The organism is Clostridium sp. Marseille-Q2269, assembly GCF_943736985.1.
Lineage (GTDB): Bacteria > Bacillota > Clostridia > Clostridiales > Clostridiaceae > Clostridium_F.
Genome location: NZ_CALSFS010000002.1, coordinates 82,382 through 108,309 on the forward strand (window position 1 = coordinate 82,382; position 25,928 = coordinate 108,309).

A 25,928-nucleotide genomic window follows, 5' to 3' on the forward strand; every position below is an offset into this window, starting at 1 on the left:
CAACTATGCCCTTCTATTTTTATTATTTATCTTTTTCTTCTTCTTTCTTTGCAATAGCATCTTTCCTTGATAAGTTTATTCTGCCTTGATTATCTATATCCGTAACCTTAACTAATATCTCATCTCCTACAGATACTACATCCTCTACCTTTTCTACTCTTGCAAAATCTAATTTAGATATGTGAACCAATCCTTCTTTGCCTGGTAATATTTCTACAAAAGCTCCGAAATTAGTAATTTTAGTTACCTTACCTAAATAAATCTCTCCTTGAACTACTTCCTTTGTTAAACCTTCTATTATACTTATAGCCTTTTTAACACCTTCAGGTTCATTATTGGATGTTACAAATACTTTTCCATCTTCTTTTATTTCTATTTTTACATTTGTATCTGCTATTATCTTATTTATTACTTTTCCACCAGCACCTATAACGTCTCTTATTTTCTCTGGATCTATGCATATTATCGCTGTTCTTGGCGCATATTTAGACAATTCTACTCTTGGTTCTGGTATACAATCTTTTATTTTACCTAATATGTGTAGTCTTGCCTTTTTAGCACCATCTAATGCATCTCTTACACAATTTTTTGACAATCCAGCTATCTTTGTATCAAATTGTATAGATGTAATTCCTTTTTCTGTTCCTGCTACTTTAAAGTCCATATCTCCAAAAAAGTCTTCTATCCCTTGAATATCTGTTATTACTTTCTCTCTCTCTAAATCATCACTTGTTATAAGTCCCATAGCTATTCCTGCAGCTGGTCTCTTTATAGGCACACCTGCGTCTAATAAAGCCAATGTACTTCCACAAACACTAGCTTGTGATGTTGACCCATTAGAACTTAATACTTCTGATACCAATCTTATAGTATATGGGAACTCTTTTTCAGATGGAATCAATGGTTCTAGAGCTCTTTCAGCTAATGCTCCATGACCTATTTCACGTCTTCCTGGTCCTCTTAAAGGTCTAACTTCTCCTACGCTGTAAGATGGGAAATTATAATGATGCATATAGCGTTTAGATTCTTCTTCTGCTATTCCATCTAAGATCTGAACATCTCCTAAAGCTCCTAGAGTAGCTACAGTCATTACTTGAGTCAATCCTCTTGTAAATAGACCTGTACCATGTGTTCTAGGAAGTATTCCAACTTCACAGCTTATAGGTCTTACTTCGTCAAAAGCTCTTCCATCTGGTCTTCTATTTTCATTTAAAAGCATATTTCTAACTATTTCTTTTTGAGCTTTATATATAACCTGTGCTATATCAGCACCTTTGTCTTCATATTTTTCCGAAAACTCATCTGCTATCTTTTCTTTAACTTTATCTAGAGCATCATTTCTTTCATCTTTATCAGTTATATACATAGCTTCCTTTATCATATCAAAAGAAAAACTTTTAACTTCTTTTTCTACTTCTGCATCAGCTTTATATAATACTGGCTCATCTTTAGTTTTACCAAATTTAGCCACAGCTTCTTCTTGAAACGCTACTATATTTTTGCATTCCTCAAAACCAAACATGATAGCATCATACATGGTGTCTTCATCAATTTCATGCCCACCTGCTTCTACCATCATAACTCTTTCTTTTGTGGCACATACGGTTAAATCTAATATAGTGTTTTCTCTTTGGGCTACAGTTGGATTTATTACAAACTGTCCATCTATTAACCCTACAGAAACTGCAGCTACTGGTGTTGTAAATGGTATACTAGATAAACATAACGCTAAAGAAGAGCCATTTATAGCTAATATTTCTGGTAAGTTGTCCTGTTCTACAGATAAAACTGTATTAACTATTTGGACATCATTTCTATATCCCTTTGGAAATAAAGGTCTTAATGGTCTATCTATTGATCTGGCATGTAGTATAGATTTGTCAGAAGGTTTCCCTTCTCTTTTTATGAATCCTCCTGGAATCTTTCCTACTGAGTATAATCTTTCTTCATATTCAACGCTTAATGGGAAAAAGTCTATTCCCTCTCTTGGTTCTTTAGAAGCGTTGGCATTTATCATAACCACTGTATCTCCATAGCTTATAAATATAGCGGCATTTGAAAGCATTCCTGTCTTACCAAAATCTACTTTCATTTTTCTTCCTGCTACAGTAGTTTCTAATGTATGAATCATACATTAACCTCCCTTCAATAATTGAACTAATAGTATAATTATATCACTATTACATTTATAACAAACATTTAATTTTTATAACCTATTAATATATTTTTGTAATATTTTATGTATTTCTATACTTATAAATATTAATATTATTCACAACCATTATCTATAGTATTTTAAATATTACACTTATTATACTTTCCAAAGTATAAATTATTAAAATAATAGAGCGGGCTTTAGCCGCTCTTATTACTTTTATTACTTTCTTAAACCTAGTTCTTTTATGATAGAACGATATCTTTCAATATCTTCACGCATTAAGTAATTTAAAAGACCTCTTCTTTTACCAACCATCATTAAAAGACCTCTTCTTGAGTGATGATCTTTTTTATGAGTTTTTAAGTGGCTGTTTAAATGATTTATTCTTTCTGTAAGTAATGCTATTTGCACTTCTGGAGAACCTGTATCTCCTTCATGTCTTGCGTGTTTAGCCATTAATGCCTGTTTGTTTGCTTTATCCATTGTAAGCACCTCCAAATAATTATCTCCTTTATCCAAGGATACCGTTGGCAATTCGGTATTCTTAGTATAAGGTTCACGAAATGTATTATAACAAATAAATATATAATTGTAAATTAATTTTTATAAATTAATTTACATACTTTGTCTTTTAGCGAACTTTTTATCCTTTTCTAGCTGTTCTTTTAAATTATCCAAGGAAGAAAACCTTTTTTCGTCCCTAATTCTCTTTATAAAATATATAGTTATATTTTCTCCATATATATCTTTGTGGAAATCTAATATATTAGTTTCTATATGTAGTTTATTATGTTCTACTGTTGGATTATACCCTATATTAGTAATTCCTTTATACAATTTATTTTCGTATTCTATTAGAGTATAGTATACCCCTCCTCTTGGAAGAACATACTTTGCATCATAATTTAAATTTACTGTAGGGAATCCTAGTCGTCTACCTAGCTGTTTTCCCTTTACTATATTTCCCTTTAAAAAATAACTTCTACCTAACATTTTTTTTGCTTTATCTACATTTCCATCCTCTATCAATATATGCCTTATTTTAGAACTACTTATAATTTCATTTGAATATTTAACAGGTGAAACTACCCTAAGATCAAAATGAAATTCTTTACTCATTTTGTTTAGAAGTTCTATATCTCCTAAATTTTTATATCCAAATCTATAATTAAACCCAACTATAAAACCACCAGCATTATAGTAATCTATCATTCTTTTTATAAAATGTTCTGGGCGTAATTTCATATATTCTTTGTCAAAATTAATAAAGTTAACTAAATCAACTCCATTTTCTTCTAATATCTTTACTTTACTAAAATTATCTAATAGAATTTTAGGAGCCAAATCTTTATTTATAGTATTCAAAGGATGTTCCTTAAAGGTCAAAACCATACTTTTGCCTTTATTATACTTAGCCATTTTTTTTGTTTCTTTTATCAATTTCATATGACCTTTATGAAGTCCATCAAAACTTCCTAAAGCTATATAAGTTTTATCTTTTAATTTAGTAGAAAAGTTATCCTCCATAATCATCATAAGCTATTACTCCTAAGTTAATAATTTATGAATTTTAAATCCATATTCATTTTTCATTCCTAATCCTATAAATTTCCCATCTTCTATATAAGTTCTATATAACTTCTTTTCTTCTATAGAATCTAGTACCCTTTTATCTTTCAATGTTACACCATTTAAGACAAGTTTTTCAAATTTTTTATTTAAATGTACCTTGTCATAGTCTTTCAAAGCTTCATCCATAGATATTATATTGTCTTTTATATTATCTTCAGTTAAATCTTCTAATTTTATTGCCTGTTTTATGTTAAATGGACTTGCCTCTAATCGTTGTAGATTCCACATTACTGCTCCACAGCCCAAATCATTTCCTATATCAAAACATAAGCTTCTTATATATGTTCCCTTTGAACACTTCACATCAAATATAACATAGGGTAAATCTATACTTAAAATGCATATATCATATATATGTATTGTTCTTGCTTTTCTTTCTACCTCTATGCCTTTTCTTGCTAGATCATAAAGCTTTTGTCCATTAATTTTTAATGCAGAATACATTGGCGGAATCTGATCAATATCCCCTATATATTTTTTAATAGCATTCTCTACTTCTATAGAATCTATATTTATTTCTTTTTCTTTTAATATAGTACCTTCTCTATCATAGGTATCTGTGGTAACTCCTAGCTTCATCTCCACTCTATAGGTTTTAATTCCCTCCATTATGTAATCAACTATTTTAGTAGCTTTACCTATACATATAGGAAGGACACCAGAAGCTAAGGGATCTAGTGTTCCTGTATGACCAACTTTTTTTATTTTAGCTATTTTTCTTATATCTCTAACCACATCAAAGGAAGTTATTCCTTTTGGTTTTAAAACATTTATTACTCCATTCATTTATATCAACTCTTTTTTTATACTTTCTATTAATTTTTTTTCTACTGTATTTAAAGATTCTCCTCTTATAAAAGCTCCTGAAGCACGAATATGTCCTCCACCATCAAAATTTTCAGCTATCTTTCTTACATCAACATATTCTTTTGATCTTAAACTTATTTTTACTCCCTCTTCCACTTCTTTAAATAATACAGTTACCTCTACCGATCCTATTTGCATACCTTGTGATATAATGTCTGATGTATCTTTTGCATCTTCCATATCTAACTCTCTAAGCATTTTTTCTGTTACTTTCATAACACATAATTTTTCATTTTCTAAATACATTTCTTCTAAAACTTTTCCGTAAAGTTTCAATCTTTTATATTTCTTATTTTCAAATATTTTTCTATGTATTGAGCTAAAATCTAACCCTGTATTTATCAAATTCCCTGCTATTGTATGAGTTAAAGATGTTGTACTTGGATATCTAAAGGAGCCTGTATCTGTAATTAAAGATGTGTATAAACAAGCTGCTATGTTTTTATCTAAATCTATATCTAATGTTTCAAGTAATTTATATATAACTTCAGCTACTGCTGGTGCATTAGTATCCACTAGATTGAAATCACCATACATATCATTTGACATATGATGATCTATATTTATTAAAGAGTAGCTTCTATTTTCTAAATCTAATTCTGCATTTATTCTTTCTACATTTCCACAATCTAAGACTATAACACAGTCTGTACCTTCTATAGGTTTTTTTATATCTCCTGTAATTTCATCACTACAAGCTAGATATTTAAAAGTGTCTGGCATGGGCTCCTTAGAAAGTATATAAGCTTTTTTGTTAATTTTTCTTATGCCCTGAAGCAATCCTAGGGCACTTCCTAAGGAATCCCCATCAGGAGAAATATGGAAAGTAATAGCTACACTATTACTTTCCTTTATTTTATTTAGTATATCATTAGTTATCATTTGACTTATTCTCCTTTATTGAGTGAAGAAGTTCATCTATATGCATACCTCTTTCAATACTATTATCTATTTCTATTATAACTTCTGGTGTATTTCTTAATTTAACTCTTCTTCCAATTTCTTTTCTTATAAAACCTACTGAACTTTTTAAAGCTTCTAAAGATTCCTCTTTAGATTTTTCGTTTCCAAAAATACTTACATATATCTTTGCATATTTTAAATCTTTTGTAACATTTACATCTGTTACACTAACCATGGCACTTAATCTTGGATCTTTTATATCATTGTGAATAATATTACTTACTTCTTTTTTAACTTCTTCATTTATTCTTCTGGCTCTATATTTTGCCATGAAAAATCACTCCTTTTTTAGAAGAGAACTTATTATAATGTTTTTTTCTTAATCTCTTCCATGATAAAGCATTCAATTATGTCCCCTTCTTTTATGTCATTAAATTTTTCTATGCTAAGTCCGCACTCATATCCTTGAGCAACTTCTTTAGCGTCATCTTTGAATCTCTTTAAAGATGCAAGTTCTGATTCAAATATTACTATACCATCTCTTATTACTCTTGCTCCTGCATTTCTAGTTAATTTACCTGTTTGAATGTAAGCACCTGCTATAGTTCCTACACTAGATATTTTATAAACCTGTCTAACCTCTGCAGTACCTATAACTACTTCTTTAAATTCTGGTTCTAGCATACCCAACATAGCTGATTTTATATCTTCTATAGCATCATATATAACTCTATATGTTTTAATATCTACTCCGTCTCTTTCAGAAGCTATAGTAGCATTATTGTCTGGTCTTACATTAAATCCTAATATAATACCATTAGAAGCTGTAGCTAATGTAACGTCTGTTTCATTTATAGCTCCAACACCCCCATGAATAACTCTAACCTTTACATCTTCTGTTGAAAGCTTTTCTAAGGATTGTTTTAACGCCTCTACAGAACCCTGAACATCAGCTTTTACAATTAATCCTAATTCCTTTACTGTTCCTTCTTGTATTTGATTGTATAAATCTTCTAAAGAAACTTTATGAGTAGATTGTAGATATTCATCTCTTATTTTTTCTTTTCTCTTATCTGCAATACCTCTGGCAGTTTTTTCATCTTTGACTTGATAGAATTTATCTCCTGCTTCAGGAACTTCTGATAAACCTAGTATTTCTACCGGTGTAGAAGGACCTGCTGATTTTATATTTTTGCCTTTATCATTAAACATAGCTCTTATTCTTCCATATGTAGATCCGACTACTATAGAATCGCCTACTCTCAAAGTACCATTTTGAATAAGTAATGTAGCTACTGGACCTCTTCCTTTATCAAGCTTAGCTTCTACAACGGTTCCTTTTGCTTTTCTATTTGGATTTGCTTTTAGCTCAAGTATTTCTGATGATAAAAGTATCATTTCTAGTAGATCATCTATACCTTCTTTTGTATGAGCTGAAACTGGAACACATATAGTATCTCCACCCCAGTCCTCTGCTACCAAACCATATTCTGTTAATTCCTGTTTTACTTTATCTATATTAGCACCAGGTCTATCTATTTTATTTATAGCAACTATTAATGGAACATTAGCTGCCTTGCAGTGACTTATAGCTTCTTGAGTTTGAGGCATAATTCCATCATCTGCTGCTACTACTAATATAACTATATCTGTAACTTGTGCCCCTCTTGCTCTCATAGCTGTAAAGGCTGCGTGACCTGGAGTATCTAAGAAAGTTATAGCTTCTCCATTTAATTCTACAGTATAAGCACCTATATGTTGTGTTATTCCACCTGCTTCTGTTGAAGTTACTTTTGATTTTCTTATAGCATCTAATAAAGACGTTTTTCCGTGGTCAACGTGGCCCATAACAGTTATAATAGGTGATCTTTTTTGTAGATGCTCTTCATCTTCATTATCTATTAATATATCTTCTAATTCTTCTTCTTCATCATCTTCTTCTTTTAAAATTTTTACATTGAATTTCTCAGCCAACTTTTCAGCCATTTCAAAGTTTATTTCTTGGTTTACAGAAGCCATAACACCCATAAGCATTAATTCCTTTATAACTTCTGCATAAGATTTTTCTAATTTATCTGATATTTCTTTTACTGTAATAGTTTCAGAAGTCATTGTTATTATATCCATATCTTCTGAATTCTCAGTATTAACTTCTTCTTTTTTATTGTCTATTTGATTATCTTTTTTGTCATTTGTTGATTGTTTATTTAATTTTTTCGCTGTAGTTTCTATTTCATCATCTTCTTCCTTTGTTTTTTCTTTACCTGATAATAATTCTTTTATAAGATCTGCATCTTCATCTTCTATAGCACTCATATGATTTTTTACTTCTACACTAAACTCTTCTTCTAATAGTGTTATAAGCTCTTTACTTGATATATTTAATTCCTTAGCTAATTCATATACTCTTATTTTTGCCAAATTATTCACCCCCGAAACTAATACTCTTGGCTATCATTCCATAATTTTATTAACTTATTAGCCATACCTTCATCCTTTATAGCTAATATTTTCATAGAGTTTCTTCCTAATACATTACCTAGTTCACTTTCGCTATACCCTTCAATTAAGGATATGTTATTTTTTTCGCATTTCACTTTGAATTTATTTTTACTATTTTCTGAAGCATCACAAGATATTATAACCGCATAAACCAATTTTTTTGTTACAGCTTCTTCACATTTATTGTATCCTTCTACTAAATGTCCTGCTTTTTTAGTTAAGCTTAAAAACTGTAGGAACCTATTTGGTATCATTTTCTATTTCACCTTTTAATCTTTCATAAACTTCTTCATCTAGTTTAATTTCCAGATTTCTTTCTAATCTTTTAGATTTATATGCTTTATTAAAGCATTCCATATCTTTACAAATATAAGCTCCTCTACCTGCCTTTTTACCAGTTAAATCTATTGAAATCTCGCCTTCTTTGCTTTTAACAACTCGTACAAGCTCTTTCTTAGGCTTCATTTCGCTACATCCTGTGCACATTCTTAAAGGTACTTTTTTAACTTTCATCCTTTAATCACCTGCTTTATTATATTTATTTTATATTCTTGTTCTTATGCTTTATATTAAACTTCATCTTTAAAAATTTCTTCTATGGCTTTTGTTGTATCAATATTCTCTTCTTCTTTGTTTTTAGTTATATTTATATCTTCTTCTGATGCATCTTTATTATCTTCAGACATAAAAACTTCTTCTGCAGCTTCTTCCATAGGTATATCAGCGTCTTCTAATTTTTTTTCTTTATTCTCTAATATATCCTCATCTTCAGATAACCTTAGTGTTGCTTCTCTTTCTGATTGTGATTTACTTTTTATGTCTATTTTCCATCCTGTTAGTTTGGCTGCTAATCTAACATTTTGCCCTTCCTTACCTATAGCTAAAGATAATTGACTATCATCTACTACTACTTTTGCAGATTTATTTTCTTCGTTAACTATGGTTGTATCTATTACTTTAGCCGGACTTAAAGCGTTACATATAAGCTGATCTGGAAATTTACTCCATTTTATTATATCTATTTTTTCGTTTTTAAGCTCATTTACTATGTTTTGAACCCTTACGCCCTTAGGTCCAACACAAGCACCCATTGGATCTACAGTTTCGTCATTAGAATATACTGCTATTTTAGTTCTTGATCCTGCTTCTCTTGCTATACTTTTTATCTCTACTACTCCATTATATATTTCTGGCACTTCAAGTTCAAATAACCTTTTTACTAATCCTGGATGAGTTCTTGATATCAACACCTGTGGTCCTTTTGTAGTATTCTTTACTTCTACTACATATAATTTTATTTTTTCATTAAATCTGAATTGTTCTCCAGGTATTTGCTCATTTGGTCCTAATACAGCTTCTGACTTACCTACATTTATAAGAATATTTCCTTTATCTTTTCTTAAAACTGTTCCTGTTAATATATCTTCTTCTTTTTCTATATATTCGTTATATACAATTCTTCTCTCTTCTTCTTTTATTCTTTGAATAACTACTTGTTTAGCCGCTTGAGCTGCTATTCTTCCAAACTTTTTAGGTGTTACTTCAATATTTATTATGTCATCTAATTCATAATTTGGATTTATATCTTTAGCATCGTTTAAAGATATTTCATCTATCTCTTCTTCTACCACATCTACTACTTTCTTTTGAGCGTATACTTTTATTTCTCCATTTTCTCTATTCATTATTACTTTTACATTATTAGTTGATACACCTTGCTTTGCATAATTTTTCTTATATGCTGTTACTAAAGCATCCTCTATAGTTGTAAACAAAAGATCTGCACTTATACCCTTTTCTTTTACTATTTCCTTTAATGCTTCAACAAATTCCTGGTTCATTTTTTTATTAACCTCCTTACAGTTCCCCTTTTAAAGTAGTCTTTGATATTTTTTCTCTAGGTATAGTTACTATATTTTCTTCAACTTTTATGTTTATATCCTCTTCATTAAAGTCTACTAATTCACCTTCATATTTTTTCTTTTTATCTATAGATGAATATAAATTTAGTACTATGTTATACCCTTTATATTTTTCTAAATGTTCATTTGTATATAAAACTCTATCAATCCCTGGTGAGGAAACTTCTAGATAGTAGCTCTCTTGAATTGGGTCTATATCATCTAGTAATTCACTAATTGCTCTACTTACTTTTTCACATCCATCTAAAGATACACCATTTTCACTATCTATATATATTCTTAAATAATTTTCCTTTCCTTCTTTAACAAACTCTATATGATACAGTTCATAGTTTATGTTCTCAACAATAGGTTTTACTTGTTCTTTAAGATTTTCAATTAAACTATGTTTGCTCATAAAAATCCCTCCTTGCCATTTTAAAATATATTTTATACAGTTAGTTTTTCCAAATAATTAGCTATTATTTTATATTAATTGAAAAACGCAACTTACGCTGCGTTTTTTTACAAATAGAAAGAGCGGGTTCATACCCACTCTGTACTTTAACATATGTCTTATTCTTGGCTATTCTCATTTTATCATAGTAGAATATGAATTACAAGGGAAAGTTATGAAACTTAGAAAAATAACCATTGACAATATAAAATCTTCAGCAACTTAAAATTTTTATTATAATTATATGCTAAGTTTAAATTTATATTAAAGACTAAATAATGATATTTGATTAGTTTCTTGCATTCCTCTTAGGCACCCATGGTTTTCTAATGTTTCTATAACAGTTTTAGTAACTTTTGTTCTAAGCCTTAAATCCTCTTTTGATATAAATTCTCCATCTACTCTTGCTTCTTCTATACTTTTAGCTGCATTTTTTCCTACACCTTGAAGAGCACTTAAAGGTGGCCTTATACTATCTTTTTCTATTAAAAATTTAGTAGCATTAGATTTATATAAATCTACCTTTAAAAATTTTATACCTCTTTTATACATTTCGTAAGATATTTCAAGTATTGTTAAAAGCCCTTTATCCTTTTGTGTTATATTGTTTCCCATGGCATACAGTTCATTCATTTTTTCTTTTATTTTTTCTTCTCCCTTTACTATTAAATCTGCATCAAAATCATCTGCTCTAACAGAAAAGTAAGTGGCATAATATGCCTTTGCATAGTATACCTTAAAATAAGCAATTCTCATGGCCATCATTACATAAGCCACAGCATGACCTTTAGGGAACATGTATTTTATCTTTTTGCAAGACTCTATATACCAATCTGGTACATCATGTTCCTTCATTGTAGCTTCGTGTTCCTCTGTAAGCCCTTTACCCTTTCTTACTTTTTCCATTATAGTAAAAGCAGTTTTAGGTGGAAGATTTTTTTGAAGTAAATACATCATTATATCATCTCTTGTTGATATGCAATCTTTTATAGTTGTATATCCTTCTTTTATGAAATATTGGGCATTGTTAAGCCATACATCTGTACCGTGGGATAGTCCTGATATTCTTACCAACTCTGCAAAACTTTTAGGCTTAGTATCTACAAGCATTTGCCTTACGAATTTAGTTCCAAATTCAGGTAACCCATAAGTACCAACAGGACAATCTATATCCTCTTCTGTTACTCCTAAAGCTTCAGGAGATGTAAATAAACTTATAACTTTTGAATCTCCTAGTGGTACAGTTTTAGGATCTACATTTGTTAGATCTTGAAGCATTCTAAGTACCGTAGGATCATCGTGTCCTAATATGTCTAATTTTAAAAGTCTACCACTTATAGAATGATAATCAAAATGAGTAGTTACAACATCACTTTCCGTATCATCAGCTGGATGTTGTATTGGTGTAAAATTAAATATTTCATTATCCGCAGGCACCACCATAATTCCTCCCGGATGTTGTCCCGAAGTTCTTTTTACTCCTGTACATCCTTTGGACAATCTTTCTATTTCTGCATTATTAGCTTTTAGGTTTTTTTCATCTAAATATTTTTTTACGAATCCATAAGCCGTTTTTTCCGCTATAGTACCAATTGTTCCTGCCTTAAAAACATGCCCCTTTCCAAAAAGAACCTCTGTATATTTATGAACTACACCTTGATATTCTCCAGAAAAATTTAAATCTATATCTGGTTCTTTATCTCCTTCAAACCCTAAAAAAGTTTCAAAAGGTATGTCATGACCATCTTTTTTTAACGTAGTTCCACACTTTGGGCAATCTTTATCCTCTAAATCAGCTCCTGAACCTATAGATCCATCAGTAAAGAATTCACTATATTTACATTTAGGACAAACATAATGAGGTGGTAATCCATTAACTTCTGTAATATCTGACATGGTAGCTGCAAAAGAAGATCCAACAGATCCTCTGGAACCTACTAAATATCCATCTTCATAAGATTTAGCCACTAATTTATGAGCTATTAAATAAAGCACCGCATATCCATGATTTATTATAGAATTTAATTCCTTGGTCAATCTTTTTTCTACTATTTCGGGAAGCTGTTCACCATATATTTCATGAGCTTTTTTTATAGTCATGTTTCTTATATCTTCTTCTGCCCCTTCTATTTTAGGCGGAAAAGTTTCATCTGGTATTGGCTTTATATTATCTATCATATCTGCTATTTTATTTGTATTATAAATTACTACTTCCTTTGATTTTTCTTCTCCTAAATATTCAAATTCTTTGAGCATTTCATCTGTAGTTCTAAGATAAAGTGGTGGCTGATTATCTGCATCACTAAATCCTTGACCTGACATTAATATTCTCCTAAAAACTTCATCATCTTTATCTAAAAAATGTACATCACAGGTAGCCACTACAGGTTTATTATAAAACTCACCTAACTCGCATATCTTTCTGTTTATTTCTTTTAGTTCTTCTTCATCTTTTACTGATCCATTCTTTACAAGGAATTCATTGTTCCCTAAAGGTTGAATTTCTAAATAATCATAAAAATCCACCATATTTTTTAGTTCCTCTTTTGTTTTTCCTTTTAGTATTTCTTTATATATTTGACCAGCTTCACAAGCAGATCCTATTATAAGCCCTTCTTTGTACTCATTTATAAGGCTTTTAGACATTCTTGGTTTCTTGAAAAAATACTCTAAATTAGATCTAGATACTAATTTATATAAATTTTTCAGACCTACTGCATTCTTAGCCAAAATTATTAAATGGTAGGTAGGCTCTTTCTTTATATTTATATTTCCTAAAAACTCTTTATTTAAATTATGTAAAGTAGTTATTTCTTTTTCTTTTAGCATTTCAAAGCATTTTAATAATATATCTGCTGTTGCTTTAGCATCATCTACGGCCCTATGGTGATTTTCTAATGATATGCCTAAATGTTTTGCTATAACATTTAATTTATATCTCTTTAATTCTGGAAATAAAAATCTACTTAATGTTACTGTATCCATTACACTATTTTCAAATTCTATTTTTAAATCTTTACAATTTTTATTTATAAATGATACATCAAAAGATGCATTATGGGCTACCACTACAGAATTTCCTATAAACTCTATGAATTTTGGTAATATTTTATCTATAGTGTGTGCATCTCTTACCATATTATCTGTTATACTTGTAAGCTCTGTAATTTTGTCTGGTATATTCCTTTCAGGATTTACAAATTCGCTAAACCTATCTACTATTTTACCCTCTTCTATCTTAACTGCACCTATTTCTATTATTTTATCATTTTTACTTGAAAAACCTGTAGTCTCTAAATCAAAAACTACAAAAGAATCTTCTATAGTTTTATCTCTTGTTTTAGATACAATAGGTACTCCATCATCTACAAGATAGGCTTCTATTCCATATATAACTTTTATATTGTTTTTTTTGCCTGCAGCCATGGCATCTGGATAAGCTTGAACTACGCCATGATCTGTAATAGCCACTGCCTTATGTCCCCATTTACCTGCTGTCTTAACTAATTCTGATACTGGAGTCATTCCATCCATAGCACTCATTTGACTATGCATATGTAATTCTACTCTTTTTTCTTCTGCTATATCCATTTTTTCTATTTTTGTAGTCTTAACTATATCTTTGGCCATTATTACACATTCTCTTGCATAAGGATCATTTACAACTTCACCTCTAACTTTGCAATAAAGTCCTTCTTTTATTTCTTCTATTATTCTATCTGCATCTTTAGGTCTTGGGAAAAGCTTAACAGTCATAGAATTAGTATAATCTGTTATAAAAAAAGTCACTATTTTTCTTCCGGTTTTTGTTTCTATAACTTCTTTTTTAAATACATCCCCACATACTACTACTATGCCAGAATTCTCATTTAAATCCTTCATAAATACAGTATCTTCTCTTATACTTCTTCCTAATATTATAGCTGTATCCTTAGAATTTTCTTCACTTGCTCTTGATGCAATTTCTTTTTTAACTGCTTTCTTCTCCTTAGCTTTAATTTCACTTAAAACATTCTTTACTATAGATTGCTCCATTGTTTCTATAGTTTTAAAATATTCCTCTTCATTAAATGATTTATCATATTCTAATTTCACATTGCATTCTATTCCAAATACATCTCTTATATAGGACTTCAATTTCCCTTCAAATTTATTTTTAGAAAGAAACCTACATAAAAATTCATTGTTATATATTATGTTTATACCATCTTCTGATACTTTTCTTTTAGACTTCAAAAGACAGTCTCTTGCAATTGGCACTGAAGATGATGCTAAATTTACTATATCCACCCAGTACTTTTTTGAAAGCTCTTCTAAGGTAATATTAGATAAATCCCTATAACAAATTATTTCAAAATCCTCTACCATTGAAAATCTATCTCTTAATAATTTTCTTATGTGATCTTCCTTTTCCTTAGTAAAGTTTTCAATGGATTTTAATATTATTTTTAGTTTATTCTTTTTTCTAAAATATTGAACTCTTATTATTTTTAGCTCTTTATCTATATCAAATTCTTCCTTATTTATTTCCTTTTGTAAATCGCTAGCCGAAGTATTTTCCATATTATTCCTCCTAAGAGTAACATTATTGGTTTTAACATAATAAATATATTATCACATTTATAAAGCATGTAAAAATAAAAAAATGAATTTCAACTTAAAATTTAAAGTAATACACTACTCTATATCCTACATCCGTTGAAATCCAAATTAATTTAAACAAACTAAATCATCATGAAATTACATTTTTTCTATTTCTCTTATAAGTTCATCTATTATATGTTCTTCTTTTACTTTTTTTATGATCTCACCTTTTTTAAATATTAAGCCTTCGCCCTTTCCTCCTGCTATTCCTATATCTGCTTCTCTTGCTTCTCCAGGACCATTAACTACACATCCCATAACTGCTACTTTAATATCTTTATTACAATCTGAAAGCCTTTTCTCTACCTCTTCTGCTATAGATATTAAATCTATATTTGTTCTTCCACAAGTTGGGCAAGATACAAACTCTATACCTTTATTTATGTATCCTAATGATCTTAGTATTTCTTTCCCTATTTTAATTTCCTCTAGCGGATCTCCTGTAATTGATACTCTTATAGTATCTCCTATTCCTTCTGCTAATAAACTTCCTATTCCTACACTAGATTTTATAGTTCCTCTAAAGGTAGTTCCAGCTTCTGTAACTCCTAAATGCAGGGGATAGTCTACTTTTTCAGATATTAATCTATAACTTTCTATCATTTGCATAACATTAGAAGATTTGATAGATATGACTATATCATTAAAATTACATTTTTCAAGTATTTGCACATGTTGAAGAGCACTTTCTACTAATGCTTCTGGGCAAACTTTACCATATCTATCTAATATATCTTTTTTTAGTGATCCGGAATTCACACCTACTCTTATAGGTATAGATTTATCTTTTGCCGCCTCTGCTACCATTTTAACTCTTTTAATAGATCCTATATTTCCTGGGTTTATTCTCAAAGCATCTACTCCATTTTTTATAGATTCTAAAGCCAATCTATAATCAAAATGTATATCTGCTACCACAGGAATTTTTGATTCCTTAGTTATTATTTTTAAAGCTTCGCTAGCTTCCATATCTGGTACAGCACATCTTATTATATGACAACCTATCTCCTGTAATTTTTTTATTTGATCTAATGTAGCCTTAGCATCTCTTGTGTCTGTATTAGTCATAGACTGTATAGATATAGGGGAATCTCCTCCCACATATATATTTCCTACTTTAATTTTCTTAGTTATTTTTCTATTCATTATTTCATCTCCTAGGCTTAAAAATTCCCATATTAAAATCAACTTATTGAGTTTATCTGTGTTTATTTATAAGAAATTTTCTTTAACTATGCTTTAATTTCATTAAAATTGTACAGGATATAATATATCTTTTATGGTTACTAACACCATAAGTCCCATTAATATAGCAAAACCTATATAGTTTACAAAGCCTACTTTATTTTCATCTACTTTTTTTCCTGTGATGGCCTCAAATAAAAATAAGAATATATATCCACCATCTAGAGCTGGGAATGGTATAATATTAAATATAGCTAACTGTAAGCTTATATAAGCTCCAAAAGACATTAGACTTATTATACCTGCCTTAGCTGCCTTACCTGAGACTTTAATTATAGTTAATGGTCCTCCAACATCATTTTTTGAGACTTTTCCCTTGAATAAAGTCTTAAAAAATCCAAAAGTTTGCTTTGTTAAGGATCCTGTTTGGGCAAAACCTTGTTTTACAGACTCTTTTAAAGTTAAATTTTTTATTTCTGTAGGATATATACCTATCATAAATCTGTTTTCCTTAGGATCTTTAATAGGTGTTAATTTAATACTTTCCTCTACATTATTTCTAAGAAATTTTATATTTAATGGAGCTCCATTTCCTTCATAAATCACTGCAACAAAATCATCCCATGTAGTTATTTTTTTATCATTAACCTTTGATATTTTATCTCCTGGAATAAAACCTGCTACTGCTGCCGGTCCATTTGGTACTACTTTCTGTACTATAGGCGCTAAGTATCCTCTTTGAGATGCTATTATGGCAAATAGCACCAAACTTAATACTAGATTCATAAATGGGCCTGCCATAACTACGCTTAATTTTCTTAAAGGGGATTTATTATTAAAAGCTCTCTCATCTGAACTTTTTTCTTCATCTCCTAGCATTTTTACATATCCACCAATAGGTAAAAGCTTTATTAAATACTCTGTCTCTTTCCCTTTGATTCCTATAAGTTTTGGACCCATACCTATAGAAAACTCCTCAACTTTTATACCATTAGCTTTAGCCACTATAAAATGACCAAATTCATGGACTAAAACTAATATGCCAAAGGCTAAAATAGCCGCTATTATATACATTAACTAACCTCCCTAAAAATTATAACAATAAATTAATTTTATTATTATATATCATAATTTTTCCACAAATATTCTCTTACTTCATTATCTACATTGATAACATTATCTAATGTAACTTCCATAGGTCTATAAAATTTATTCATACACTCCTCTAACAAATCACCTATTTGTAATAATTCTATTTTACCTTTTAAAAATAAATCTACTGCTACCTCGTTAGCACCATTTAATATAGCTGGCATTATTCCTGCTTTTTTGCCTGCCTCGTAAGCTAATTTCAATGGTGAAAATGTATCTAGATCAGGTTTTTCAAAGGTTAAATTAGATATTGTATAAAAATCTAAAGGTTCTATCTGAGATTTTTTTCTATTTGGATAATTTAAAGCGTATTGTATAGGCAATTTCATATCTGGAACTGCCATTTGTGCTATTATACTACCGTCTTTATATTCAACCATAGAATGAACTATACTTTGTGGATGTACCACTACCTTTATATTCTCATATCTTACCCCAAATAAAAAATGAGCTTCTATAACCTCTAGCCCTTTATTCATTAATGTAGCAGAATCTATAGATATTTTTTTACCCATATTCCATTTAGGATGTTTAAGAGCATTTTCTGGCTTTATGTCTATAAGATCTTTCTTTTGCATTCCTCTAAATGGTCCTCCTGAAGCTGTTAATATTATATTTTTAACCTCTTCTTTTTTATTTCCTCTTAGGCATTGAAATATAGCTCCATGTTCTGAATCCACAGGTAGTATTTTTACATTGTGTTCTTTGGCTTTACTGATAACTAATTCCCCTGCTACTACTAAAGTTTCTTTATTAGCTAAAGCTATATCTTTTCCGCTCTCTATTGCTTTTATGGTTGGAACTAATCCTATCATGCCAACAACAGAGGTAACTACTATATTTACCTCTTCTAGAGTGCTTATATAGATCATTCCTTCCATACCTTTTAAAACTTTAGTATCCATTTTGTTGTCTATACAAAAATTTTCTACTATTTTAAAAGGATCTTCTTGCATTAATACTGCATATTTAGGTTTAAATTCTTTTATAATTTCTATAACTTTTTCATAACTTTTATTTGCAGATATAGCTATTAATTTTAGTTCTTCATTTTCCTTTTTTATTACATCTAAAGTTTGAGTGCCAATGGAACCTGTAGCTCCTAATATAGTTATGTTCTTCAAAATGTCATCTCTCCTCTAATAACTTTTGTTTAAGTTTTTACAAATTCTTTAAGGGTTATTATATACAAAGGTCCTAAAAGCAAACCTAAAAATCCTAAAATTTTAAATCCTATATATATGGATATTATTATAGCTAAACTAGACAATTGAAGTTTAGAACTCATAAATTTAGTTTCTAGTATTTGTCTAGATATTATTAATAATAAATATAAGCATATAAGTCCTAAAAATATCACATAATTTTCAACATAAACCTGATACAATATTAATGGTAAAAAAATTACAACTGTTCCTATGTAAGGTAACATGTCTAATATACCACATAATACTCCTAATATTAAATAGTTATTTATATTTAATATTTTCAAACCTATTATAGTTTGAGCTGTAGTAAATATAACTAAGAAACATTCTATTTTTATTATTTCCTTTAATTTATATATTTTATCTTTAATTTTTTCAAATTTCTTAATTCCTATATATTTTTTAATATTTTCTAATATAGCATATTTATCCACTAAAATAAAGTATATAGAAATACTAGCTACAAAATATGCACATATCCATTCTGTGGTATAACTAGCCCCTTTTCTGAAAAAATCTCCATTTAAAAAATTTGTATTTTTATTAAATATATGCTTATTTATATTTAACATCTTATTTATATCGCTTATAAAGCAATCTATTTCTGTTTTAAAACTATAATAATTACCTTTTAATAATATTAAATGATTATAAATAAAATTTCCTATAAAAAAAACTACTAAGATTAGCATAATATTTACTAAGATTATACTTATAATAGAATTTATATTATTATTAAATATATTTTTTTTACACAGAAAGTTATAAATAGGATTACACAGAAAAAGTAATATCACTATTATAAAAAAAGGTTTAAAATAGTTTTTTATTAATAAGGCTAATAAAAAAAATATTACGAATATTATTATAGCATAGATTATATCTTTATATTTATATTTATCATGCCTCAATTTTTTACTCCTTTTATTGCTTTCTAGATAAATATATTCATAATAAATCTTATATATTAAATTTTTAATTTAATTGTGAAAATATACTATTTTTTATTAGATTATCTTTCTTATCTTTTAAATTATTATTCTCTTTATAATTTTTATAATACTTTTCTAAAGTTAATACTTTATTAAATTTTAATTATACTAAAAAACTCAATCTATAAAACAAATATAGATTGAGTTTTTATAATCATATTTTATTCTAAAATTGTAATATAAAAGTCAAATAATAATATACTGCCACTGATGAAAATAAAATGCTATCAAATCTATCTAGAATTCCTCCATGGCCCGGTATTAGATTACTATAATCTTTTACTCCTGCATATCTTTTTATGGATGAAGCTACCAAATCTCCAAATTGACAAACTATTCCACATATAAGTCCTATTAATACATAATGTATGATTTCTATATTAACTCCAAATTTTAATATAACTATACCAAATATAGTGCAGGCTAATGAAGCTCCTACTATTCCGCCTATAGATCCTTCTATAGTCTTCTTAGGGCTTACCTTAGGACACAATTTACTTTTGCCAAAATACTTTCCTACATAATAAGCTGTGGTATCACAAAGCCAAGCAGAAATAAATATAAGCCAAACTAAGTATTCCCCATGAATTTTATTATTAACTAGAACTATAAAACTAAAAAATACAGGCACATATAAAAATCCTAAAATTGTTATAGCCACATCTATAAAATTATACTTCAAATTTATAACTGGTATGGCCAAAAGTATAAAAATAGCTAAAATAATTATATGAAAAATATTTTTATAGTTTATGGTGTTTAAAAGGGGTATATAGTATATTAAACATAATAAATATCCTATTATTTCTATAGGATGTATTTCTTTATTCTTAATTACTTTATAAAACTCATACATCCCCCCTAAAGAAAGTGCTAATATACCCCATTTTAAAAATACTCCTCCTATAAATAGGAATATTAAAAAGGGTGCTAGAACTAAAGCCCCTATATATCTACTATTCATTGCATTCTCTCCTATTCTAAAAGGTTATTTTACAGCTCCGAATCTTCTATCTCTGTTTTGATAATCATATATGGCTTTATGAAGATGCTGTTTTTTAAAATCAGGCCACTTTATATCAGAATACCAAAATTCTGAATAGGCACATTGCCACAATAAAAAATTACTTATCCTTTTTTCTCCACTAGGTCTTATTATCAAATCTGGATCTAACATACCTTTAGTGTAAAGATAATTCGAAACAGTTTTTTCACTTATATCTTCTTTTGTTATAATTCCTTTTTCTATATCATTGTACATATATTCTATAGCTCTTATTATTTCATCCCTTCCACCATAATTTAATGCCAAATTTAATACTAATCCTGTATTATCTTTAGTCTCTTCGTAAGCTTTTTTTAATTCCTTTACACATAATTCTGGCAGTCTTTCTATATTTCCTATTGCATTTATTACTACATTGTTTTTATTAAGTTCTTTTACTTCTTTTCTCAAATATTGAACTAATAAGGTCATAAGGCCACTAACTTCATCTTTAGGCCTTTTCCAATTTTCAGTAGAGAATGCATATAGGGTTAAATATTTTACCCCCAAATTATTACATTCCTTTACTATTTCTCTTATAGTTTCTACCCCAGCTTTATGTCCCATGGTTCTAGGAAGCTTTCTCTCTTTAGCCCATCTTCCATTTCCATCCATTATTATAGCAATATGCTTTGGTATATTATTTACATCTAAATTAATCTCTTCAGTATTTTTTTTATTACGTAATAGAAATTTTTTCATAGAGTTACCCCCAACATCTTTAATCCTAAGTTATTAAAAAACCTGCTAATAAGCAGGTTGTAATATTTATATAGATAGTATTTCCTTTTCTTTTGAACTTATTATAAGATCTATTTCTTTTATATATTTATCAGTTTTCTTTTGAACATCATCTTCTGCCTTTTTTATATCATCTTCTGAAACATCATCTTTTTTTAGATTCTTAACATCATCATTGCAATCTCTTCTTATGGATCTTATAGCTACTTTTGCTTCTTCTCCAGTTTTTTTCACAGTCTTAACTATGTTTTTTCTTGTTTCCTCTGTCAATTCTGGTATAACAAGTCTTATTACTGTACCATCATTAGAAGGATTTAAACCTAAATCTGATTTTAATATAGCCTTTTCTATAGCACCCATGGAACTCTTATCCCAAGGTTGTATTAAAAGAACTCTGGCTTCTGGTACAGATATATTAGCTAATTGATTTAAAGGTGTCATAGATCCATAATATTCTGCTTCTATTCTATCAAGCATTGCCGGATTAGCTCTTCCAGCTTTCATTGAAGATAATTCCCTCTTTAAAGCTACAATAGCCTTACCCATTTTTTCATCTGCTTTGTTTAATATTTCTTTTATCATTTAAATAACCTCCCTTTATTTTGAATTTGAAACTAGAGTACCTATTTTTTCTCCAGTCACAGCCTTTATTATATTACAAGGTTCATCTAATCCAAAAACTAATATCGGAATATCATTATCCATGCATAAAGAAGTAGCTGTAGAATCCATAACTTGTAGCCCTTGTTCTAATACTTCTATATAAGATAATTTGTTATACTTCTTAGCATCATCATATTTGTGAGGATCCTTGTCATATACTCCATCTACTTTTTTAGCAAGTAATATTACATCTGCTTCTATTTCCGCAGCTCTTAATGCAGCAGCTGTATCTGTTGAAAAGTATGGATTTCCTGTGCCAGACGCAAATATAACTACTCTTTCTTTTTCTAAATGTCTCATAGCTCTTCTTCTTATAAATGGTTCTGCAATTTCTTTCATTTCTATAGCAGTTTGAACTCTAGTATCAACTCCCAATTGTTCTAATGAATCCTGGAGTGCTAAAGCATTTATGCAAGTAGCTAACATTCCCATATAATCTGCTGTAGTTCTATCCATGGCTGAACCACTTCTTCCTCTCCAGATGTTTCCACCACCAACTACTGCTCCTACTTCTATTCCCATATCAACTAATTTTTTTATTTGATATGATAATTCCTTTGTAAAGTCAAAATCAAAACCAAAACCTTTATCTCCTGATAGTGCTTCTCCTGATAGCTTTAACATAACGCGCTTATACTTTGGTTCATTCATCTATATTATACCTCCAAATTATTTTAAATTAAATATATTATGTATTATAAATTAAGCTTTAGGTTAAAAGAAATTTAATATTCCTGTATATTATAAATTTAACTTTATAAAAACCACTATTATATGCATATCATTTATATAAGAATCTATTAATTTAATTATATTCACAACAATTATATCATATAAAATTATTCTACTACCATCTTATGTAATGCCTCTATAGTTAGATCTTTTGTGGATTTCTATATGCAATATTAAAAATAACAACTTAATTTTAATAAATTTTCACATAATCCAAAAGTTCATTTCATCTTATATGTATTTTATATAAATCTTTATCATCTTATTTTTAAAAAAAGAGAACACTCAGTGTTCTCTTTTTTTAATTATTTACCTTGGTTCATTTGTCTTTGAACTTCTTCAGCAAAATCTTCTTCTTTCTTTTCTATACCTTCACCTTTTTCATATCTTACAAAGGCTTCTACAGTTATATCTGCACCGATTTCTTTTGATTTTTCTTGTAAGTATTTAGTTATAGTGTAATCTCCGTTTTTAACCCAAATTTGTTCAATTAAACAGTTTTCTTTATAGTATTTGTTGATTCTTCCCATAACCATTTTTTCAACAACTTTTTCTGGTTTTCCTTCATTTAAAGCTTGAACTTTGTAAATTTCTTTTTCTTTTTCTAAAGTTTCAGTATCAACGCCATCTTTATTCAAGAATAATGGGTTAGTAGCTGCAACTTGCATTGCTACATCTTTAGCTATTTGAACTAATTTCTCATCTTCTTTTTCACAAGCTAATTTTACAAGAACACCAATTCTTCCACCACCGTGTATATAGCTTGTTACAACACCTTTATCTAATGAAAGTTTAGCTATTCTTCTTAGGTTCATATTTTCACCTAATTTAGCTATTAATTCAGTAATTACATCTTTAACTAACTTACTTTCATCTGCTATATATTTTTCTTCTAATAATTCTTCTGCAGTTGAAACGTTTGAAAGAGCTGCTTGTTTTGATAAATTGTTTGCTAACTCTACAAATAATTCGTTTACTGAAACAAAATCTGTTTCGCAGTTAAATTCTATTATTGATCCATTTTTCATGTCTTCAGATATGTATGTGCTTACAATACCTTCTGCTGCTATTCTGCCTGATTTTTTAGCTGCTGCTGCTAAACCTTTTTCTCTTAATACTTCTACAGCCTTTTCTAAATCTCCATCACATTCAGATAAAGCTTTTTTACAATCCATCATTCCTGCGCCAGTTTTTTCTCTTAGATCTTTTACCATTTTAGCACTGATCATTATATATTCCTCCTATTTCAACTAATTTAAAAGGTAAATGAGAGATTAGTCTCACCTACCTTATATTTTTTGTTTATACTAGCTAAATTATTCTGCTAATTGTTCGCCTTGTCTTCCTTCAAGAACAGCATCTGCCATTTTTGCTGCTATTAATCTTACAGCTCTTATAGCATCATCATTTCCTGGAATTACGAAATCTACTTCGTCTGGATCACAGTTTGTATCTACTATAGCTACAACTGGAATTCCAAGTCTTTTAGCTTCTAATATAGCGTTCTTTTCTTTTCTAGGATCAACGATGAACATAGCACCTACATTATTTGCATCTAAGTTTCTGATTCCACCTAGGTTCTTTTCTAATTTTTCTCTTTCATTCTTTAGTTTTATAACTTCTTTTTTAGGAAGAACTTCGAATGTTCCATCTTCTTCCATTTTGTCTAATTCTTCTAATTTGTTTATTCTAGCAGTTATTGTTGTAAAGTTTGTCAACATTCCACCTAACCATCTATTGTTAACAAAATGCATTTCTGATCTTTTTGCTTCTTCTTCTATAGCTTCTTGAGCTTGTTTTTTAGTACCTACAAATAAGACATCTTTTCCTTCTTCTGCAACTGATCTTAAAAAGTTATAAGCTTCTTCTACCTTTTTAACTGTTTTTTGTAAATCGATAATGTAAATCCCATTTCTTTCTGTAAATATGTATGGAGCCATTTTAGGATTCCATCTTCTTGTTTGATGTCCAAAATGAACACCTGCTTCTAATAATTGTTTCATTGATATAACTGACATAAAATTACCTCCTTGGTTTTTCCTCCATTATCCTTATATTTATAAACCACCTGTTAAGGCACCACTTATAAAATTAGATAATGTGTGTATTTTCTCCTTAGGTAGTATATCACACCCTACTATGTTATTCAATAATAATTCAAAAAATTTTCCCCATATTTTTATCCAATTAAATACACTATGTGAAAATTCATTATTAAATTATACTAAAAAACAAAGAAGTCCTAAGACTTCTTTACTATTTTATCTTTTTTAATTCTTCTAAAAGCTTATTATTTAATATTCTAATGTGAGTGCCCTTCATTCCTAAAGATCTTGATTCTATTACTCCTGCACTTTCAAATTTTCTTAATGCATTAACTATAACAGATCTTGTTATTCCAACTTTATCTGCTATCTTAGACGCTACTAATAATCCCTCTGTTCCATCCAATTCATTAAATATATGCTCTACAGCTTCTAATTCTGAATAGGATAGTGTTCCAATAGCTAATTGTACTACAGCCTTTTTTCTTGCTTCTTCTTCTATTTCATCTTGTTTTGATCTTAAGATTTCAAGGCCAATTATTGTAGCACTGTATTCTGCTAATATTAAATCTTCATCTGTAAATTCTTTATCAAACCTAGCTAATAATAATGTACCTAATCTTTCTCTATTTCCATTTATAGGAACTATTGTTGATAGCTTATTAATTATTGAACAATCCTTTAAATTATCAAACACGCATTTATCATGATTAGGTGAGTTTGATAAAGTTTCATTTACATTTAATAATTTATTATTGTAGAATTCAGGGAATCTATTTTCTTTTAAAACAACTTCTCTTACCTCGTCACATTCAAATCCTGAATAAAATCTAGATCCCAATATTTTTCCTTTTCTACTAATTATATATACGTTGCATTCTAAAACATCACTTAATAAGCTACAAATATCTTCGAAATCTACTGGTTCTGCACCTGATTTTTGCAATATTTTATTCAACATTCTTGTTTTTTCTAGTAATGAGCTCATGGGTTTTCCTCCTTATATTACCGCTTTTACTTTAATTTATATATTGACTCCTGCTGCTTATATATATTATGTCTTTAAAAATTTTGACTATTAAAAATATTTAGAATTGTTGC

23 protein-coding genes are annotated in these 25,928 nt (G+C 28.9%); all 23 read right to left on the minus strand.

Annotated elements, in window-relative coordinates; translation table 11 throughout:
- Positions 1-22: 22 nt before the first annotated feature.
- Positions 23-2,131, minus strand: a complete 2,109-nt coding sequence (locus NGI68_RS04325) for a polyribonucleotide nucleotidyltransferase (RefSeq protein WP_251860264.1) — start codon at positions 2,129-2,131, stop codon at positions 23-25.
- A gap of 246 nt (positions 2,132-2,377) precedes the next feature.
- Positions 2,378-2,641 carry a 30S ribosomal protein S15 gene (gene rpsO, locus NGI68_RS04330; protein WP_251860265.1) on the minus strand — a complete coding sequence of 88 codons (264 nt, stop codon included), beginning with the start codon at positions 2,639-2,641 and terminating at the stop codon, positions 2,378-2,380.
- 132 nt (positions 2,642-2,773) lie between these two features.
- On the minus strand, positions 2,774-3,694 hold the full coding sequence (locus tag NGI68_RS04335) for a bifunctional riboflavin kinase/FAD synthetase (protein ID WP_251860266.1): 921 nt from the start codon (positions 3,692-3,694) through the stop codon (positions 2,774-2,776).
- 12 nt (positions 3,695-3,706) lie between these two features.
- Complete coding sequence (truB, locus tag NGI68_RS04340) at positions 3,707-4,576, minus strand: tRNA pseudouridine(55) synthase TruB (protein WP_251860267.1); 870 nt, start codon at positions 4,574-4,576, stop codon at positions 3,707-3,709.
- Complete coding sequence (locus NGI68_RS04345; protein ID WP_251860268.1) at positions 4,577-5,539, minus strand: DHH family phosphoesterase; 963 nt, start codon at positions 5,537-5,539, stop codon at positions 4,577-4,579.
- The gene (rbfA, locus tag NGI68_RS04350; RefSeq protein ID WP_251860269.1) at positions 5,529-5,891 is read right to left on the minus strand and encodes a 30S ribosome-binding factor RbfA; all 363 of its coding nucleotides are present in this window, start codon (positions 5,889-5,891) and stop codon (positions 5,529-5,531) included. The genes NGI68_RS04345 and rbfA overlap by 11 nt, the downstream gene beginning before the upstream one ends.
- A 32-nt stretch (positions 5,892-5,923) precedes the next feature.
- Complete coding sequence (infB, locus tag NGI68_RS04355) at positions 5,924-7,981, minus strand: translation initiation factor IF-2 (protein ID WP_251860270.1); 2,058 nt, start codon at positions 7,979-7,981, stop codon at positions 5,924-5,926.
- 17 nt (positions 7,982-7,998) lie between these two features.
- On the minus strand, positions 7,999-8,316 hold the full coding sequence (locus tag NGI68_RS04360; RefSeq protein WP_251860271.1) for a ribosomal L7Ae/L30e/S12e/Gadd45 family protein: 318 nt from the start codon (positions 8,314-8,316) through the stop codon (positions 7,999-8,001).
- Positions 8,303-8,575, minus strand: a complete 273-nt coding sequence (rnpM, locus tag NGI68_RS04365; protein WP_251860272.1) for an RNase P modulator RnpM — start codon at positions 8,573-8,575, stop codon at positions 8,303-8,305. The genes NGI68_RS04360 and rnpM overlap by 14 nt, the downstream gene beginning before the upstream one ends.
- 56 nt (positions 8,576-8,631) lie before the next feature.
- Complete coding sequence (gene nusA, locus NGI68_RS04370) at positions 8,632-9,903, minus strand: transcription termination factor NusA (protein WP_251860273.1); 1,272 nt, start codon at positions 9,901-9,903, stop codon at positions 8,632-8,634.
- A gap of 16 nt (positions 9,904-9,919) precedes the next feature.
- The gene (gene rimP, locus NGI68_RS04375; protein ID WP_251860274.1) at positions 9,920-10,381 is read right to left on the minus strand and encodes a ribosome maturation factor RimP; all 462 of its coding nucleotides are present in this window, start codon (positions 10,379-10,381) and stop codon (positions 9,920-9,922) included.
- A gap of 303 nt (positions 10,382-10,684) precedes the next feature.
- Entirely contained in the window at positions 10,685-14,983 is a 4,299-nt protein-coding gene (locus NGI68_RS04380) for a PolC-type DNA polymerase III (protein WP_251860275.1), read from the minus strand.
- Positions 14,984-15,160: 177 nt separating this feature from the next.
- Complete coding sequence (gene ispG / locus NGI68_RS04385; protein ID WP_251860276.1) at positions 15,161-16,210, minus strand: flavodoxin-dependent (E)-4-hydroxy-3-methylbut-2-enyl-diphosphate synthase; 1,050 nt, start codon at positions 16,208-16,210, stop codon at positions 15,161-15,163.
- Positions 16,211-16,312: 102 nt separating this feature from the next.
- A complete protein-coding gene (gene rseP, locus NGI68_RS04390) occupies positions 16,313-17,323 on the minus strand; it encodes an RIP metalloprotease RseP (RefSeq protein WP_251860277.1) in 1,011 nt (336 codons plus the stop codon).
- Positions 17,324-17,367: 44 nt separating this feature from the next.
- The gene (gene dxr / locus NGI68_RS04395) at positions 17,368-18,525 is read right to left on the minus strand and encodes a 1-deoxy-D-xylulose-5-phosphate reductoisomerase (protein ID WP_251860278.1); all 1,158 of its coding nucleotides are present in this window, start codon (positions 18,523-18,525) and stop codon (positions 17,368-17,370) included.
- A 29-nt stretch (positions 18,526-18,554) separates the two neighbouring features.
- Positions 18,555-19,520 (minus strand): AI-2E family transporter, encoded by a 966-nt coding sequence (locus NGI68_RS04400; RefSeq protein ID WP_251860279.1) that lies wholly within the window; start codon positions 19,518-19,520, stop codon positions 18,555-18,557.
- Positions 19,521-19,767: 247 nt separating this feature from the next.
- A complete protein-coding gene (locus NGI68_RS04405) occupies positions 19,768-20,565 on the minus strand; it encodes a phosphatidate cytidylyltransferase (protein WP_251860280.1) in 798 nt (265 codons plus the stop codon).
- A gap of 24 nt (positions 20,566-20,589) precedes the next feature.
- Positions 20,590-21,348, minus strand: coding sequence for an undecaprenyl pyrophosphate synthase (uppS, locus tag NGI68_RS04410; RefSeq protein WP_251860281.1), 759 nt, complete (start codon positions 21,346-21,348; stop codon positions 20,590-20,592).
- Between the two features lie 66 nt (positions 21,349-21,414).
- The gene (gene frr, locus NGI68_RS04415) at positions 21,415-21,969 is read right to left on the minus strand and encodes a ribosome recycling factor (protein ID WP_251860282.1); all 555 of its coding nucleotides are present in this window, start codon (positions 21,967-21,969) and stop codon (positions 21,415-21,417) included.
- Positions 21,970-21,984: 15 nt separating this feature from the next.
- Positions 21,985-22,701, minus strand: a complete 717-nt coding sequence (gene pyrH / locus NGI68_RS04420; protein ID WP_251860283.1) for a UMP kinase — start codon at positions 22,699-22,701, stop codon at positions 21,985-21,987.
- A 386-nt stretch (positions 22,702-23,087) separates the two neighbouring features.
- Entirely contained in the window at positions 23,088-24,011 is a 924-nt protein-coding gene (gene tsf, locus NGI68_RS04425; protein ID WP_251860284.1) for a translation elongation factor Ts, read from the minus strand.
- Positions 24,012-24,098: 87 nt separating this feature from the next.
- A complete protein-coding gene (gene rpsB, locus NGI68_RS04430) occupies positions 24,099-24,800 on the minus strand; it encodes a 30S ribosomal protein S2 (RefSeq protein WP_251860285.1) in 702 nt (233 codons plus the stop codon).
- A gap of 238 nt (positions 24,801-25,038) precedes the next feature.
- Positions 25,039-25,815 (minus strand): GTP-sensing pleiotropic transcriptional regulator CodY, encoded by a 777-nt coding sequence (gene codY, locus NGI68_RS04435; protein WP_251860286.1) that lies wholly within the window; start codon positions 25,813-25,815, stop codon positions 25,039-25,041.
- Positions 25,816-25,928 lie beyond the last annotated feature (113 nt).